The 16,069-nt window shown below is 67.0% G+C and carries 15 protein-coding genes, 1 tRNA gene and 3 pseudogenes; 8 read left to right on the top strand and 11 right to left on the bottom strand.

Annotation, left to right across the window (positions count from 1 at the left end; all coding sequences use genetic code 11):
• Nucleotides 1-56: 56 nt before the first annotated feature.
• The 3 genes and pseudogenes from ACTWQI_RS06250 to ACTWQI_RS06240 all read right to left on the bottom strand — a co-directional run bounded on the left by ACTWQI_RS06250 (nucleotide 57) and on the right by ACTWQI_RS06240 (nucleotide 2,611).
• A pseudogene (locus ACTWQI_RS06250) lies at nucleotides 57-729 on the bottom strand (GntR family transcriptional regulator).
• Between the two features lie 248 nt (nucleotides 730-977).
• Nucleotides 978-1,523 (bottom strand): transposase family protein, encoded by a 546-nt coding sequence (locus ACTWQI_RS06245; protein WP_443268201.1) that lies wholly within the window; start codon nucleotides 1,521-1,523, stop codon nucleotides 978-980.
• 500 nt (nucleotides 1,524-2,023) lie between these two features.
• A complete protein-coding gene (locus ACTWQI_RS06240) occupies nucleotides 2,024-2,611 on the bottom strand; it encodes a TetR/AcrR family transcriptional regulator (protein WP_443268199.1) in 588 nt (195 codons plus the stop codon).
• Nucleotides 2,612-2,726: 115 nt separating this feature from the next.
• On the opposite strand from ACTWQI_RS06240, the gene ACTWQI_RS06235 reads away from it, so the two are divergent.
• The 5 genes and pseudogenes from ACTWQI_RS06235 to ACTWQI_RS06215 all read left to right on the top strand — a co-directional run bounded on the left by ACTWQI_RS06235 (nucleotide 2,727) and on the right by ACTWQI_RS06215 (nucleotide 6,657).
• Nucleotides 2,727-3,905, top strand: coding sequence for a hypothetical protein (locus tag ACTWQI_RS06235; RefSeq protein ID WP_443268197.1), 1,179 nt, complete (start codon nucleotides 2,727-2,729; stop codon nucleotides 3,903-3,905).
• Between the two features lie 759 nt (nucleotides 3,906-4,664).
• Nucleotides 4,665-5,096, top strand: coding sequence for a hypothetical protein (locus tag ACTWQI_RS06230; RefSeq protein ID WP_443268195.1), 432 nt, complete (start codon nucleotides 4,665-4,667; stop codon nucleotides 5,094-5,096).
• A gap of 45 nt (nucleotides 5,097-5,141) precedes the next feature.
• Nucleotides 5,142-5,978: a transposase family protein gene (locus tag ACTWQI_RS06225; RefSeq protein WP_443268194.1), complete on the top strand. Its 837-nt coding sequence runs from the start codon at nucleotides 5,142-5,144 to the stop codon at nucleotides 5,976-5,978.
• 88 nt (nucleotides 5,979-6,066) lie between these two features.
• A pseudogene (locus ACTWQI_RS06220) lies at nucleotides 6,067-6,273 on the top strand (UTRA domain-containing protein); the annotation flags it as partial.
• Nucleotides 6,274-6,291: 18 nt separating this feature from the next.
• On the top strand, nucleotides 6,292-6,657 hold the full coding sequence (locus ACTWQI_RS06215; RefSeq protein ID WP_443268193.1) for a hypothetical protein: 366 nt from the start codon (nucleotides 6,292-6,294) through the stop codon (nucleotides 6,655-6,657).
• A 164-nt stretch (nucleotides 6,658-6,821) separates the two neighbouring features.
• Here the strand turns inward: ACTWQI_RS06215 and ACTWQI_RS06210 are convergent, their stop codons facing one another.
• The gene (locus tag ACTWQI_RS06210) at nucleotides 6,822-7,166 is read right to left on the bottom strand and encodes a hypothetical protein (RefSeq protein ID WP_443268191.1); all 345 of its coding nucleotides are present in this window, start codon (nucleotides 7,164-7,166) and stop codon (nucleotides 6,822-6,824) included.
• A gap of 55 nt (nucleotides 7,167-7,221) precedes the next feature.
• Nucleotides 7,222-7,674 carry a hypothetical protein gene (locus ACTWQI_RS06205; RefSeq protein WP_443268190.1) on the bottom strand — a complete coding sequence of 151 codons (453 nt, stop codon included), beginning with the start codon at nucleotides 7,672-7,674 and terminating at the stop codon, nucleotides 7,222-7,224.
• Nucleotides 7,675-8,350: 676 nt separating this feature from the next.
• Between ACTWQI_RS06205 and ACTWQI_RS06200 the strand changes: the two genes are divergently transcribed.
• Nucleotides 8,351-8,437, top strand: a tRNA-Ser gene (locus ACTWQI_RS06200).
• Nucleotides 8,438-8,816: 379 nt separating this feature from the next.
• Nucleotides 8,817-9,020, top strand: a complete 204-nt coding sequence (locus ACTWQI_RS06195) for a cold-shock protein (RefSeq protein ID WP_443268188.1) — start codon at nucleotides 8,817-8,819, stop codon at nucleotides 9,018-9,020.
• Nucleotides 9,021-9,154: 134 nt separating this feature from the next.
• On the opposite strand, the gene ACTWQI_RS06190 is transcribed toward ACTWQI_RS06195, so the two are convergent.
• The 6 genes and pseudogenes from ACTWQI_RS06190 to ACTWQI_RS06165 form a co-directional block, all read right to left on the bottom strand.
• Nucleotides 9,155-9,310: an integrase gene (locus tag ACTWQI_RS06190; RefSeq protein ID WP_443268187.1), complete on the bottom strand. Its 156-nt coding sequence runs from the start codon at nucleotides 9,308-9,310 to the stop codon at nucleotides 9,155-9,157.
• The gene (locus ACTWQI_RS06185) at nucleotides 9,307-10,311 is read right to left on the bottom strand and encodes a hypothetical protein (RefSeq protein WP_443268186.1); all 1,005 of its coding nucleotides are present in this window, start codon (nucleotides 10,309-10,311) and stop codon (nucleotides 9,307-9,309) included. Before ACTWQI_RS06185 ends, ACTWQI_RS06190 begins: the two co-directional genes overlap by 4 nt.
• A 290-nt stretch (nucleotides 10,312-10,601) precedes the next feature.
• Nucleotides 10,602-10,790 carry a helix-turn-helix transcriptional regulator gene (locus ACTWQI_RS06180; RefSeq protein ID WP_443268185.1) on the bottom strand — a complete coding sequence of 63 codons (189 nt, stop codon included), beginning with the start codon at nucleotides 10,788-10,790 and terminating at the stop codon, nucleotides 10,602-10,604.
• Nucleotides 10,791-10,964: 174 nt separating this feature from the next.
• Nucleotides 10,965-11,468, bottom strand: a pseudogene (locus ACTWQI_RS06175) (DUF3631 domain-containing protein); the annotation flags it as partial.
• Nucleotides 11,469-11,846: 378 nt separating this feature from the next.
• Nucleotides 11,847-12,638 (bottom strand): CAP domain-containing protein, encoded by a 792-nt coding sequence (locus tag ACTWQI_RS06170; RefSeq protein ID WP_443268184.1) that lies wholly within the window; start codon nucleotides 12,636-12,638, stop codon nucleotides 11,847-11,849.
• 852 nt (nucleotides 12,639-13,490) lie between these two features.
• Nucleotides 13,491-13,970 (bottom strand): hypothetical protein, encoded by a 480-nt coding sequence (locus ACTWQI_RS06165; protein ID WP_443268182.1) that lies wholly within the window; start codon nucleotides 13,968-13,970, stop codon nucleotides 13,491-13,493.
• A 1,346-nt stretch (nucleotides 13,971-15,316) separates the two neighbouring features.
• Here ACTWQI_RS06165 and ACTWQI_RS06160 point away from each other — a divergent pair.
• Nucleotides 15,317-15,997, top strand: coding sequence for a DUF899 family protein (locus ACTWQI_RS06160; RefSeq protein WP_443268180.1), 681 nt, complete (start codon nucleotides 15,317-15,319; stop codon nucleotides 15,995-15,997).
• Nucleotides 15,998-16,069: the final 72 nt, after the last annotated feature.

Genomic DNA, 16,069 nt, shown 5'->3' with positions numbered 1-16,069 from the left:
GAAGAGTGGGGGCCATTCATCTTGGAGGGATGGCGTTCCACGACGCGGACAGGAGGTCACCGGGTGACGGGCACCTCGTAGACGATCTCGCAGCGGGCGGCGGGCACAACGATATCGGCCGTCTCGACCGCGCGACCATACTCGCTGTAGTACGTGCGCTGGATTCGCGTGACCAGGGCGCCACGCTGCACACCCAGGAGCGTCGCCTCTTCGGCCGTTGCCTCTCCCGGCTCAGGCTGCTCCACCGCGTGAATGACCGTGATGCCGATTTCGGCCATGCGGTCAACGACGCCCTTCCCTGCGTGAGGCCCGCCCTCGGGCAGCACGACAAGCGTGCCGGCCGTGAGGTCGTACGGCTCCCAACTCGTCGACAGCTGCGTGAGCTTGCCCTCGGCCAGGAACTCATATGCCGTACGGACACAGAGGTCCCCCTCGGCCGTGCCGAGACGCGCGGCGATGTCTGCAGGGGCCGGAACCTTGGCCTCAGTCCGACTTTCCCATGTCCCTCGCTTGCCCAGGGCGGACATGTCCGCACCGGACGGCGAGCCCCCGGTCTGCTCGCGGTAGTGCGAGCGAACCATGCGCTGGCGCGGCTCTGCCACGTAGGTGCCTGACCCCGGTGCGGCCTTCCAAGATCCCCTGAGAGATCAACAGTTCTTGCGCTCGACGGACGGCGTCACTCGTGAGGGTGCCGGTGGGCACGCCGCTCACCGAGTATGTGTACGTCAGTCGGTTGGACGGCTCTCCCTACGGCCTGGCCCGCGTCTACTTGCCGGAGTTCGTGGCGCCGCAGACGGCGCGAACGCAAGCCGCTCACCATGGGGCGACGACCTGGGCCAAGAGTTCGCCGCGGCTGGATTGCACCTCGGCTCAGTGAGTTGTGTTCAACTTGAAGTCGCTGGTCAGGGCTCTGGCGTTGCTGCGGTCGGAGCGGCTCACCCTGGTCGCGGGCGGCAGTCTGTCCGGTAGATCATCCGTCAGCGGTTCACCTCGCGGTGGGTGAGCACCATCAGCGCCCGCAGCAGCGGGGTGGCCCACTTCGGGTCCATCCGCAGCCGGGTGAGGATCCTCCAGTTCTTCAGATGCGCGAACGCGTGCTCGCACACCGCCCGCTCCGCCGCGAGCAGCTTGTTGACCTCCTTCTGCGCCGGGGTGACCGGCCGGTTCCTCGCTGCCTTGTACCCGCAGGTGATCGTCGGGTTGTCGGTCGGCTGGTCGTCGAGCCCGACGAACCCCAGGTCCGCGATCGCTCCGAGCCCGGCCTCCCGCAGCTGCTCGGTGATCTTGTTGTGGCGGCAGGTGGTGAACTCCGAGGCCCGGCCCGGTCTGACCGCCGAGACCCACAGCAGCCGTCCGCGGGTATCGACGAGCCCGATGATCAGCAGGCCGTGGCATTTGTGCTTGCCGGACCAGAAGCTCTTCTTCTCCGGGCCCGAGCGGCGCCGGGTGCGCACCAGCGACCCGTCGATCAGCACCACCGGGGTTCCGCAGTTGGTGGACACGTGGGCAGCCAGGAACCGCATCTGACCAGGGCGAAAGGAAGTTACTCGCGCGTCGGCCGTGTGCCTACACCCGTCATCGAGGGCTGACATTGCCCCTGAGCTGCGATGATGCCGTCTCTAGCCCTCAATATCGAGGCTTGTACCCGTCGTCGGAACCCGGAAGAATGCGCGTGCCTACAGGGCGCTGGCTTCTCCGCTCTCGGACGGCATTGTTGCGGCCGGCACACCGACGCCCGGCATCACAGAAGCTCATGACCTGCAGGAACGCCGGATAGCGCCGTAGGCACACGCCTTGCAGCATCGGCATGCCTATCTTCCCTGGTCAACGTGCAGTTGTGGCCACTCGTTTGTCTACCAACTGCGGAACCCGTGAGCGAGTGCGTCTCAACGATCACGCTCATGTGTCCACGAACTGCGGAACCCGGGGAACAACGGTGCTCGCGTGGCGGGTGCCGAGCGGTCTTGATCAGGCTCGTCGGGAAGTCCCCTCCGACCGCGTCATGTAGCGGCGGCGAGGCGCGCTATACGCCTGCGACAAGGTCGACAAGCGTGGTGATCAGGGATTCCTCGCTGACTCCGGCGGGCGGGTGTCCGAAGAAGCGGACCGACAGGTGGTAGCCGGTGAGCGCGAACGTGACGACTGCCGCGAGCGCCTCCGCGTCACGCGTCAGGATCACCCCGGCTGCCATCCAGCTGGCTAGGCGTTGCGAACGGATACCGACGTTGCGGGCGACCAAGAGCTCGCCGAGATGGTCGACCGATGCTCCGAGATGGTCGCGCTCGCGTGCGACAAGCTCCATGAGCGGGTGAAGCCGCCGCAGGTTGTCGAGCCGACGCTCGAACTCGAGCGCGAGCGCGACCCGCACGTCGCCTCCGGTCTCTTCGGGCTCGGGGCCGATCTGCCGCTCGGCGTTGGTGCGGTCGACCTCGCGGTCGACGACCGCCTGGAGCACCTCCTCCTTCGACCGGAAGTGCCGATAGAAGCTGCCGCTCCCGGCTGACAGGCCCGCCGCCGCCTCGATCTGCGTCACGGTCGTCCCGGCGAATCCTTCTCGCAGGAACAGATCCCACGCCGCGTCAAGGATCCTCGTTCGCGTCGGCACTGGCATAGGCGCAATTGTAAGGAGAAGGAGGGAGCCGCTACGACCCAGGGCCAGGGTGACCTTCTTGCGAGACGCAAGAAGGTTCTTGCATCGACGCCGTCGAACTGCCAGGCTGGCAAACATGAGGATCCGTCACTTAACCACGCTCGCGGGATCGGTCGTCCTGGCGTGCCTGCTGGTTCAGGTTCACGCACTGCCGGTCAAGGCAGCAGCGGACACGAACACGTCGTCGGTCATGGCTACGGGTCAGCTGTCGGGGGTGGACTTCGATCCGAACAAGGGCACCCTTGATGGCTCGCCGGTTGACCATCTGCCCGACCACATCCGGCTGCTCGACATCCAGCTGCCGAACGGCGGCGCACCGCAGCGGGCCGATTGGTCTCCCGACGGGAAGCGCCTTGTCTTCCTCGATGCTCCGTTCGGTGACCTCTGGGAGTACGACCTGGCGACCGGCGCGAGCCGCAACCTGACCGAGACGTCTGTGCTCCACAAGGGAGTGCTACGGGCGCACCACCTGACCAACGGCGACGTCGCCCTGTGCGCGGTGACTGAGCGCAGCGCCGACGACCCCGAGGGCGACCGCTTCCGCGGCGAACTGTGGGTGCTCCAGCGGCCTTTGGGTACACGTGCCCCGGTCCGTCTCGGCGAGAGCTGTTGGGAAGGCATCGCGGTATCCAAGCAACCGGGTTCCACCCGCATCGCGTGGAACCAGTCGACCATCGACTTCACCAAGCCGGACGTGATAATCCAAGCCCTGGTGGGCAAGTCGAAGATCCTGACGGGTCGAATCGTCTACCGCAATGGCCGACCGGAGATCGCCGATCGGAGGGTTGCCCTCGACAAGCGCGATGTCTCCCTGGACACGCCCGCCGTCGAGGCGCAGGACTTCCGATCCCTGCCCGATGGGGACGCCGACTCCGACGACGAACTGATCTTCAGCGCCTACTTCCATAAGGGCGGACAGGCCATGGGCGTCAACCTCGACACCGGCGCCGTCACTGATTACGCGTCGTCGCTGTTCTACGAGGAAGCGGAAGGCATCGACCCGTCCGGCCGTTACCTGATGGTCGAGCGAGACCTCGCCATCACCCTGTTCCCCGGCCAGGTCGACATCTGGCGCCTTCCGTTGGATGGCTCCGGGACGTTCGAGCGGATGACCACGTTCGACTACTACAAGGGCTTCGGGGCCAACAACCCGGTCGTGTCGCCCGACGGCACGCATATGGCCTTCGGACTGAAAGTGGAGGGCGGTGCCGAGGGCGAGGGCAACGGCATCCTCCTGATGGACCTCAGCAGATGAGGCGGCGTTGGCGCCGACGGAGCGTGTCCGTGCTCGCCGGTGTCGCGATCGTGCCGGCGGCGTGGTCGACGGTCCCGTAGCCAGTGCGACCCGGCTCCGTCGCCAGCGCACTTCCACGCAACGTTCGAGCTGCGGCTTTGTCGCACAAGCGGGTGAGCGTTGCCAACAGCAGCACAGTCCTTCACCCATGCGGCCGGGGCTGTACCCGAGCCTCGACAGCCGGCTCGGCGCAGCGTCGACGGGTGCATGGGCGCGGACGCCGAAAGGCTCAGCCCGTCCCAGGTACGGCAGGCGTACCGGCTGCTGTCGCAGATCATGTCCTCGGCGGTGGATACCTGACTTCGGCTCGTTGGGGTGATGTTCGTTGAATCTCCGCCATCGTGAAGTTGCTGTTCAGGGGGCTGGTGTGATGGTCGTCTGGGGTGCTCGTGCTGGTCGTGGGCGGCAGTCCGCGGGGGAGATCATCTGGCATGGTGGTTCGCTGGTTTCTGCCCGCTGTCGCTGACTCGCCTTCTACGATCCGGGGCCTGGCGGACCCGGAGGTAGTGGAACGGATCGCCGCGCGGCGCGCGGAACTGGACGGACTGGTATGAACGGCGGTAGGCGTACTGGCCCCGGTCGGCGGCGACAGCCCACGCCGGAGACCATCTGACAGGTCGGCACGGGCACTTCCCGGTTTCGCCTGCGTCTTGGCCCGTCGGCTTCCTACGATCCGTTCCGGAGCGTCACGCCACGGCGATCGGGGAGGAGCCCGGGGTATTGGAAAGGATCACCGCCCGCCGCGCCAAGCTGGACGCGCTGGCCGACAAGCTCACCGAGCAGCTCCAGCAGATCAACGCCGAGCGCGAGGAACTGGCCGTTGCCGAGCGGGTCCTGCGTCGCCTGCAGGAGCAGTGCGCCGCCGATACCACCCCCGCCTCGACCCAGGTCGCCGGACGGTCGGTGTTGCTGGTCCCGCACCGCCGCGATGTGGCCGATGAAAGTGCTCTGCCCGGCGACTACCAGCGCATTCTTGGCGTCGTCCGCGCCGCGGGCGGCCCGGTGCGGGTCAAGGACGTCGGCGCCGAGCTGGGTCTGGAGGTGGAGGCGCGCGGCAAGCTGGAGCCGCTGCGCGGGAAGCTGTCGAAGCTGGCCGGCCGCGGCTGGCTGCGCAAACTGCCCGACGGCGGCTTCGCGCCCCGGCAGCTGTAGCCACCGTCCCATAACCGGGCGGCCCCCGGCGGCAGTTGATGGTGTATGCGAAACAACAACGACCCCGCCGGAGGCTCCGGTCCCCTGGTGTACCAGTGCCGGCTGCCACTGTCCACGGCCACCGTCTCCTTCCTCGCCGAGACCCTGCGCGCCCACCTGAAGAAGATCAACTCCCGGTGGCGCAAGCTCCCGCCCGGCCGTATCGCCGTGATCGTGCTGGCCGCGCTGCGCTGCGACCAGCGCCTGGCCGACCTGGCCGACGCCAACAGCGTCTCGCGCACCACCGTCGATCGGTGGGTGAAGGAGGCGGTGACGCTGCTGGCGGCCAAGGCCGAGCGGCTGGAGCGGGCGCTGAAGAAGATCGCCCGAAAGGGTGGCTGTCTGGTGCTGATCGACGGGTCGCTGGTGCGCACCCGGCGCCGCTCGGGCCCGGAGAAGAAGAGCTTCTGGTCCGGCAAGCACAAATGCCACGGCCTGCTGATCATCGGGCTCGTCGATACCCGCGGACGGCTGCTGTGGGTCTCGGCGGTCAGACCGGGCCGGGCCTCGGAGTTCACCACCTGCCGCCACAACAAGATCACCGAGCAGCTGCGGGAGGCCGGGCTCGGAGCGATCGCGGACCTGGGGTTCGTCGGGCTCGACGACCAGCCGACCGACAACCCGACGATCACCTGCGGGTACAAGGCAGCGAGGAACCGGCCGGTCACCCCGGCGCAGAAGGAGGTCAACAAGCTGCTCGCGGCGGAGCGGGCGGTGTGCGAGCACGCGTTCGCGCATCTGAAGAACTGGAGGATCCTCACCCGGCTGCGGATGGACCCGAAGTGGGCCACCCCGCTGCTGCGGGCGCTGATGGTGCTCACCCACCGCGAGGTGAACCGCTGACGGATGATCTACCGGACAGACTGCCGCCCGCGACCAGGGTGAGCCGCTCCGACCGCAGCCACGCCAGAGCCCTGACCAGCGACTTCAAGTTGAACACAACTCAGTTGTGGAGCGCTTCACTGCCCGGCTGCCCACAGCAGAGGAAGCCGAGACGCTACGCATCTCCCCGAAGACTTCGGTGCTGGCTGTCGAGCGCGCATCGATTGATGTCACCGGCCGCGTGATCGCAGGGGGGACGTCTCATCCTCCCCGGCGACCGTACGGAGGCGCTGATCACCGCTTACGCGCCGAGTGAGGAACTGGAGGTCGTCCGGTGACCATTGATGCGAGCAGCAAGGCACCGCACGTGACCGGGGCTGTCGTCCAGCTGCGGCTGCTTCCTTGGCTGGGCCCTGAGGCCAAGCCCTGCTACCTCAGCAGAGACGACAACGGCGGGATGCTCTCCCGGCTGGCGGACGAGACGGAGGATTGCCAGCTCGAGGAGGCCGAAAAGCTTGTCGCCTACGCCGTGAAGGTGCTGGCTGATCCTCAGGCGACTCCTCAGGCGTTGATGCTTCTCGGTTGCCGACTGGCCGACGCGTTGAGTGACGTAAGCCGAGTGGCTGTGAGCCGGGGCATGCGCCTGCCGGCACCGGCACACCTCACCGGTCCGGAGGACGAAGAGACGGCTTCCTTATAAACGAACGAGGCCACCGTGCCAGAGCTGCGGCTCACCTGGTGCGCGTGACGCCGGATACGTGGACCAGAAAGGGCTGGCGGCCGTCCTCGCCGAGAAATAGCGCGCCAGAGAGCTGGGCCCCGCACCCCAAAAGGGTGCGGGGCCCGTATCAAAACCGAGACGGCTCAGGGCAGCCGACGCCCCATCTTCGCCGACTGCCGATTAAATCCCTTAGTGTCCCACCACTCTTCCATCAGGCTGTGGACCAGGTGTACGAGTTGCCCGAGTCGATCAGGTTCGGGGGCGGGGGAGGTGAGCACATCCACAAAAGACTTGTCGTCCCACGGCAGAGTGAACTCCCAACGCTCGTCCTGGTGACCTTGTCGCACCACAGTGAGCCGGTACGTCAACGTCGCGGTGCGGTCGGGATAATGATCGACTGACAGATCAGAAATGTTGAAGGTGACCTGACCGTCAGCAGTCGAGTGCGAGCGAGCCAGAGCCCGCTCAGCCGGCGTCTGTGCCACCATGCCCATCCGCCCCTTCGCCTCATCTAGTGAGGAAACGAGTTCCCGCCTATGGTCGTTAACACTTAGCTGCCAGACTGGTCACCTTGTACGCAGTGCGAAGGTCATTGACTGCGGCGGGGGTCCCGAGGATGGTGCGGAACTTTTCGACGCTCGGACACTGGTTGGTGTAGGTGGAGTAGCCGCCGCGACCGTTGGGGCGCCCGTTTGCGATGGCGTGACCTATCCTATTGTCCATGGCGCGGCTCCAACCGTGGCGCAGCTTGATGTGCTTCCAGCCCCACTTCTTGGTGCCGCAACGCATAGTGTACCTAGCCGGCCCGCGGAAGTACTCCCGCACGATGTAATAACGGCCGTGGTGCTTGCACTTGTCGCTGATGCTTTTGACGGTGACATCAGCAGTCGTGTCGGTCGCAGCGGTTGCGGAACCGGCTGCCGGGATTGCCAGCACCGACGTGGCGACGGCGGTGGCAAGGGTTGTCTTGATTGTGCGGGATGCGTTGAGACGCAAGAGTTCTCCCCCTGGTGGATATGCCCCGTGGTCGTCGGGGCTTTGACGTGCTAGGCCTCTTCCCTGAGGCCGCGGTGAGAGGATTCGGCTGTCCCCCCGTCCGTGGGTTCCACTCTTCCGTCCCGGAAGTCCCGCGCCCATCCGCTCGGGTGCTCATCTCGGCGGGTAGGTACGCGTACCCAGGCCTCCGCTCCCGGCCCCACGCGCGCGGAGCGGCTGTCGGCCGATGTCCACCCGGCCCGGGCCCCGCGCCACTCTGCCCCCTTGGGCCGTGCCGATGCTCGGGCGACGTCGACGAATTTGGCCGCTGGCGGAGGCGGCCCACCCAGCTGAGTGCCGCGGCGCTTGAGATCGACTGGCAGGCCACTGGCAAGGTTGCCGGGGGACCCTCGAGGAGTGGCGGGAGCGGAACCGGATGGTCTTCCGAGAGATCAACGAGTTCCACGAGTCCGCCCGGGTCGATCTTGGAGTGCAGGACAGCATTAAGGGGGAGAACCACCCTGAGCGAGATCTGCTGCTGCCTCCGGCCAGCCGGGACGATGGTGGCACCACAGCGGCATGATGGCCTCCGGATAGGAGCATCTCGGTGGCCGTGGCCATCCTCTGATCAGGTTTCCCCGCAGAGACCGTCCGCCGGGTAGGCTGTAGCCGCTCCGTCGCAGGTGGGCGGGGCGAGGGAGGGTTGCCCGAGCGGCCTAAGGGAACGGTCTTGAAAACCGTCGTGGCAGCGATGTCACCGTGGGTTCAAATCCCACACCCTCCGCGCAGGTCAACGAACTAGCTGGTCAGAAGGGGTGTCCCTCGGTGAGGGCACCCCTTCCGCGTTCACGCTGTCTCACCCCGGATCGCCCGTATCCCGCTGTTGACCAGCGCGCGCGGCCAACCTGCGGCCACGAATCCCAGTGTTACGGCGTGCTTTCGCGGAGGCCTCGGGGATGAGCGACCCCAGGCCGGGCGCCCGGCGGACTCATCGGTCGTCGCGGGATGGCGTGCGGTGTAGCGTCGTAGTCAGTAGTCGTGGTTCCGAAGTCGTGCGTCCGTGATCGCGATCACGGGCGTTCTTGCTGTTCAGCGCCTCTCCGGGCCAGGGCGATCACCTACCGCTCCGCATGGTGCGGTTCAATTCCTCGAAGGAGACAATCATGGCCACGGGCACTGTGAAGTGGTTCAACCCCGAGAAGGGCTTCGGTTTCATCGAGCAGGACGGCGGCGGACCTGACGTCTTCGCCCACTACTCCAACATCGCCGCCCAGGGCTACCGCGAGCTGCAGGAGGGCCAGAAGGTGGAGTTCGACGTCATCCAAGGCCAGAAGGGTCCCCAGGCGGAGAACATCCGCCCCGCCTGATCCCGGCACTCGCACACAGGCCAGGCACCCCGCTTCGGGATGCCCGGCCTGTCTGTCTTCCCCCTTCTGCTTTCGCACTGTCTCACTCCGAATCCCTGATATCCCGCTGCTGACCCTGCGCCATGGATCCTGTGCTACGGCGTGCTTTTGCGGTGTCCTTCATGCTCGGCGAATCCGCGGTCGATCAGCTCGTTCATTCGCTCCTCTTCGCCGTCCAGAACCTTCGCGTAGTAGCGCTGGGGTACGGCGATGCTCTGCCCGGCTCGCCGGGCAGTCTCGGCGAGGCTCACGCCGGAACGGAGCCAGAAGGAGACGCAGGCATGCCGCAGGTCGTACGGGATGCGTGCGAGTGGCGAGGCGACCTGTTCGGGGGCAAGGGCGCGGACGCGGGCTTCCTTCCCAGATCGATCCGTACTCCTGCGACCGGACGGGGCCGCCCCTGGCTGCCCGGAACAGTCGACCGTCGTCGCCCACGTCGAACTGCTCGATGTGCTGCCGCGGCAGAGCGACCAGGGCGGGAGGGATCGGCACACGGCGCACGGTTCGCCGGGGCCGGTGCTTGAGCCCGCGTTCTTCGTACGGCTTGCCGTCGTCCGTCCAACCGGAACCAACCTGCGGACGTTGCGCCGGCGAGGTCGAGTCGCCCCCACCCTGTCTCGGGGAGGGTGCACTGAGCACGGCTGAGAACGGAGACCTCTTCGGGCCGCAGAGCCGCGTAGTACATGCAGCCGAAGAAGGCTTCCAGGTGTTCTCCACGCTCGCCCTGGCTCCGCACGGCGGCGAGAAGGGCGCGGGCCTGAGCCGGGGTGGCGACGCTGCGTTCGTCCAGCTCTTCCACGGCCTTCGGTGTCTCCCAGTGGACACGCAGCAGGGGATTGCTGGGCAGCAACTCCCGCTCAACGGCGATGCGCAGGCAGTTGCTTAGCGCCGCGCGCCGGCGCTTGACCGTGTTGGCGGCGGCTTGCGTACCGTCCTTCTTCTTGCCCAGGAAATCCAGCACCGTGCGCATGCGCTGGGCGCTGTCGAGATCGGCGACGGTGGGCGAGTGCTTGGCGACCCAAGCGAGCGCGGCGGCTTCGGCGGGCGGCGGATCGGTCTCGCCCCGCCCGGCGTTGTATGCCCACTGATAGAGAGCCCGCCGCAACAGCTCAGGCTCCGGACGCCCCTTGGCGTCCGGGCACAGAGTGATCGTGGCGAGTGTCAGGCTCTCGGCGATGCTCGCCCGGTGCTTGGCTGCGGCGTTGGGCCACTTCATCTCGGCGTAGTTCCTGGCATGGCTGTACCAGGTCACGCGGTTCAGCCTCCGCAGCTCGGAAATCGGAAGACCGATCCCTCGTCGAAAGCTTCCCCGCTCCGTGCCGCGGTCAGCAGCTCGGCGCGGCGTGCGTCAGCGAGTGTCTTGGTGGAGAACGGCTCTTGGTGGGGCTTGCCCCCCACGAACCAACGGACTTGATACGGCGCCTTCTTACTGTTCCGTTTCCGGATGCCCCAGATGCGTACGTCGTAGGTAGGCAGGGTTCTGCTCCTTCACGCGGAAGGGGCCCGCCGGTGACGGGCCCCTTCATGGTCTGAGCGGGTTGATCAAGCGGCGGACTGCTCGCAGTCGGCCCACCAGGCGTCCAGGTCGCTCCGGCTCACGCGGAGCTGTCCGTTGGGGAGTTTGCTGATCTTGGGTGCCTTGCCGCGGGCATGCATGCGGTAGAAGGCAGCGCGGCTCATGTCGATCTCTTCCAGAACTTCGCGGAGCTTGAGCATCTTCGGGCGTGCCATGGCTGTGACTCCTTCGAGGACTCGCGGGGCCTGCGCCCCCCTTCTCCCAGATCCGCAACATCCGCCACGCCGCAACATTGCTGGTCAGCGGCTTGGATTTGTGGCGGATGGCGGTTGTGTTGCGGATAGGTGCCGCCACACCTGCGCGTGGCGGCACCTATCGGCGCGAGCCGTTCAGCCCGCGACGGGGAAGAGCGGTGTGGCGGCTTCCTGCGGCGTGTGGCGGATGCCCGAAGGGCTATCCGCCACAGATTCACCCCCTCTGACCTGCGGTGTGGCGGCTGTTGCGGATGTTGCGGACCTGGGAGGGGGCAGGGGGCAGTAGCGCGCCCATGCGTCCGCCAGATCTTCCGCGTGGTAGCCCTTCGGGGTGCCGAAGGCGGTGCATATGCCGCGCGGCCTGATGGGCTTGTTGTTCGGGGTGACGTACTGCCCGAGCAGCTTGGCCAGTGTGCGGGAGTTCAGCGGCTTGTCGTCGATGTCGCCCCAGGGGGCGTCGTCCATGGCGAGGAGGCATTCGAGGATGACGGCGGTGGGCATGCGGTCGGCTCCGCAGAACACCTTGTCGCGCAGGTCGGTTAGTAGTCGGATCCCGAGGGATGCTTCGTCGTCGTCCTGTGCCGCGGCCACCAGTTCCAGGCATGCGGCGCGGGCCCGGGTGGGCCATTGCCTGCCTGCCCTGGGGCGAGCCGCCAGTGGGACTGTAAATCGATCGGTGTAACTCCCGATCATGGAAGATGCACCGATGACCAGTGATGACGTGACGAAGCCCAAGGCCGCGAAGGCGGTTGAGCCGATGCCGTCGAAGTCAGTGGACGATCGACTGATCGACGAGTTGGTGACCCGGGACCCTGGTTACACCGCTCGTTTGACAGACCCTCGGCTCGCTGCAACGGCTACTGATCTACCCCGCCCAGGGCTTCATGATCGCGCAGGATGTACCAGCTGACGTGATCCGCGCGTACGAGCGGCTCGCAGGCCGGGGCGTCACAAGCCGACTCGTTCCCGCGACCGCCGAGAGCGCCCCCGGCGCGAGCACCTGACCCAGGCGCCGACCTAGCGACGGGCGCCGAAGTCCTGGGTCCACCAGGGGCCGCCGTCGCCGACGTGGACGCCGACACCGATCTCCTTGAAGGAGCAGTTGAGGATGTTGGCCTTGTGGCCCGGGCTGTTCATCCAGGCCTTCATGACGGCAGCCGCGTCCGGCTGCCCCATGGCTATGTTCTCGCCGAGGGTGGACCAGCCGGTGTAGCCGGCGGCCTCGGCGCGGGTCACCATCGTCGACCCGTCGGGGCCGGTGTGGGACATGGTGCCGCTGGCGGCCATGACATCGCTGTAGTCGTCGGCGGCCTTGGTCAGGTTCGTGTTCTCGGTGACGGGCGAGCAACCGGCCGCCGCGCGCTCCTTGTTGACCAGGGCGATGACCTGGGCCTCGGCGCTGTTCTCGGCCGAGCCGGAGGTGGGGGTCGGCGTGGGCTTCGGCTTCGGGGCCTCCGGTGCCTTGGTCGCGCTCGGCTTCGGCTTCGGTGTCGACGTCTTCGTCGGCCGGGGCTTCTTGGTGGGCTTGGTGCCGGCCGGCTTGGACGGCTTCGGCACGGAGGTCGCCCGCGGCAGCAGCGTGGGCAGGCTCTTGCGGGCCTCCTCGGCGGCCTTGGCGGCCGCCTCGGCCTTCTCCTTCACGTGGTCCGGGGTACCGATCGGGAACAGACCGGGCGGGAGTACACCGGCCGACGCGGCGCCCACACTGAGGCCGGCCGTCACGGCGACGGCGCCAAGCGTGATGGCGACCTTGCGCGCACGGGCCTTCGGGCGGGCGTGCGAGCTGTGGGGGGTTCGGCGGGAACTCATACGTACGACACCTCGAGATCAGATGGAGAAACACTCGACATGGACGATCCCGGCGTGGGCAAAGGGGAGGACCGCCGGGATCTCTGGGGGTGCCGTGAGCGTATGGCTGCTCGATCTTCGAAAACGCGTGATCCGGGCTTCTTCAGAGAGCCCTAAGACACGCATGAGGCTGAACTCAGGTTGGGCGGCGGAAAGTCCGGCTAGCTGGCTAGTTGCCCTCGGCGTACGCCAACCTGTACGCCAACAGCAGCACACAACCACGACCAACCGAGATCACCCACGGCCCACATGATCAGGCCCCATCCCGCCGGGACACGGCCTAGGAGGCGTCCGGCCCGAGCAGTTCCATCAGCGCCTCGCTGTCCGCGGTGAGGTCAGCAGGGGCATTCCTTGTGTGCGGGCGACGTCCCGCATGTCGGCCGCCGCACCCTAGACGGTGTGCCCGTCGTCGACGGCAGCCTGGCCAATCCGTACGCGCACGTCGCCGCCACCGCGCTCGCCCTTGGACGGCAGCACCGGCACCGTCGAGCTGCCCCGGCACCTCGACTGGGGCCCGCGGTACCTCTACGACCTCGGCGACGAGGCCGACGTGATCTTGATGTATGAGCCGGAGTTGAGGAAGCCTCGCACGGGCAGAGTCGGAGGGCCCTCCGGAGCCCTTCAACGAGGGCGGCAGCACCCCGCGGGTGGGGTGCTGCCCGGTGCTCGGCTTGTCGTGTTGCTTGTCGTGTGACTTGTCGTGCGGCTTGTCGCTTGTCTTGTCGCTTGTCGCCTTCCAGGTCAAAGCCCGTTTCCGGCTCTCAGAGAGCCGTCTGAGGCCTTCTCGTTGGCTTGGCGACAAGCGACAGGCGGTCACTGCTCCGGCGTTGTGCCGGGGGCGTGGCGGTGGTGGACGTAGCGGGCTTTGGTGCCGGTACCGGCGCGCACGGCGGTGCGGTCGTCGACCCAGGTCTTGAGCCAGCCGACGACGGTCTGCCGGGTGGTGCCGTGCGTGTCCGCGAGAGCGCGGGCGATGGCGGATGCGCCGGTGCCCTCCGTCCCGGCGGCGAGCAGCAGCGCGAGCGCGTCCTGTCGCGCGGCGTTGTCCTCGCTCCTCAGCGCGGACAGGTTCAGCCCCTGCCCCGCCAACGACTGCTCCGACTCGTCGCCCGGCTCGGCGATGGTGCCGAACTGGGCGTCGATCTCTTCCATGAACTGGCGCGCCAGCGGGTCCTCATCCGCCCTGGAGGAACCGGTGGGCGGGTGTTCGTCGTGGAGCGCGGACAGGTTCAACCCGCCCGAACTGCTCTGCTCCTGGCCGTTGTCCACCGGGCTGTGGGTGCTGTCGCGCATCCATGCGGTGCGGTCCGTGTCCCACCGTGTGGTGTAGGCGGTCCCGGCCGCTTGCCGGGAGACCTTGTCCAGCTGCGGATGCAGTTCCGAGGTGGCGGCGACGATGTACTGCTGAACGCATTTCGTCTACGCCTCGTAGACCCTATTGACCGTGGAGACTGCGATCCCACCGAGGCCCGACAAGGAGATACAACGTGGGGATGCGTAAGGGCTTGTCCGGACATCGGCATGCGAATCTCGCAATGGCGGGGTAATGACCACGGGAGTGATTGCGGCTTACCCATTCCACTGAGGAGGATCGCTGATGGCGGTGCAGAAGTGCTTCAGATGCGGGGTCATAGTCCATTTGGACGGCACGTCGACATGTAAATGCGTGCTCATGGCCGCAGAGGAAGTGGACGCTGCTTTCGAGGCGTTCCGGCCACGGCTCAAGACTTCTTCCTCCCACACCGAGGTCGGCGTGACCGAGCCGGACACGGCCGGCAGTGACCGCTCGCGCGCGGGCCGACGCCGAGGGGTCATCATAGTTACCGCGACTGCGGTAATCGGCACGCTCGCGCTCATGATAGGGATGGTCAGCTCCGGCCAAGATGGGGGCGGAGGCGCTGAAATACCCGAGCTGGGCCCGACCGGCCCTGCCTTCACCGCGCCTGAGTCGGAGGAGGGCCCTACTCCCTCCCCCAGTGCTCCGCAGACCGGTCCCTCCTCGAAGTCCGCGACCAATAGTGCGTCGCACGGGGAGGGGGATATGAAAGACCGTAGCCGGGGATCATCTAAGCCGCCGCGTTCGGAGACGTCCTCTGCAACGGCTGGGAACGTAGCTGGCGGCACAGCCGCTGGGGGCGGTTCCCCGGACGGCGGGCCCACCAGTGACACGGGTGGGGGCGGCGACGGTACGTCGGGTCCCGGGGGCAAGGACAACGGCGGCCCTTCGCATGGTGGGGGCGAGGACGATCACTCAGGAGGGCTCCTGAGCGGTGGCCTCTTGGGCGGTAGTGATCACGACGGGAATAACCGCGCGAAGCACAAGAGGAACGACCAGTGAGGAAACATAGAGAGTCGCGTGAAAGGAGACAGCTCTGAGACGATCACCCCGTGCCCGCAATGTGGCCAGTCCTGGGGAACCGGATCCACCATGGCCCATCGAGCCAGTCCATCGCCGTCATGCCCCCCGCATGCACGCCACTCTCTGGATCAGCAATCTGCCTGGCCTGCTTCTTGCCTGGCCGTACTGGCCTTGTCGTTTCGCCGCCTGGCGAGCCCTCGTGCGCAAGCAGACAATGGTGGCCAGAGCGGATGGTGGCCACTAGGCAGCAGCTACGCCGGTCGTCCTCCAGGAGGTAGCGATGCGTCAAACCAATCTCACTGGGGAGTCGGCCGAATACGTCTGCGCCCGCGAGGAGCTGCGGCAAGCTGAGATCGAGCTGATGCGCCATCGCGAACGTGTCGCCGACCTGCGCCGCCGACTTCCGCTGGGCCCTGTCGTCGACGACTACGTGTTCGAGGAAGGCCCTGCTGACCTGCAGGCTGGTGACGCGCCGGTGACGACCGTGCGACTGAGTGAACTGTTCACTCGGCTGGGACGCGATCTGGTCATCTACCACTTCATGTACGGCAAGCAGCAGACCCAGCCGTGCCCCATCTGCACCATGTGGATCGACGGGTTCAACGGAATCGCCCACCACGTCGCGCAGAACGTCGAGCTCGCAATCGTCGCCGCGGCCGACCTGCCCGCGCTCCGCGCGCACGCCCGAAGCCGGCAGTGGACGAACCTGCGCCTGCTCAGCGCCGGGTCCAGCACCTTCAAATACGACCTCGGCAGCGAGGACGCCGAGGGCATCCAGGACTCGACGGTGTCGGTGTTCACCCGCGACGACAACGGGTCGGTGCGCCACTTCTACTCTGTGCACCCCCGGATGTCCGACGACATCGACCAGCGAGGCATCGACCTGCTCAGCCCGGTGTGGCACATCCTCGACCTCACCCGCCAAGGCCGCGACGACTGGTTCGCCGCACTCAGCTACTAGCCTCCCCGTTTCGGTTGGCTGGCTCTCCAGCCTTCTGCCGATAGGTCGGTGGAACGGCTATGGGCGGGAGCT

The sequence above is a fragment of the Streptomyces sp. KR80 genome (assembly GCF_052245555.1).
Classification (GTDB): Bacteria; Actinomycetota; Actinomycetes; order Streptomycetales; family Streptomycetaceae; genus Streptomyces.
This window is presented reverse-complemented; position numbering and strand designations above follow the sequence as displayed.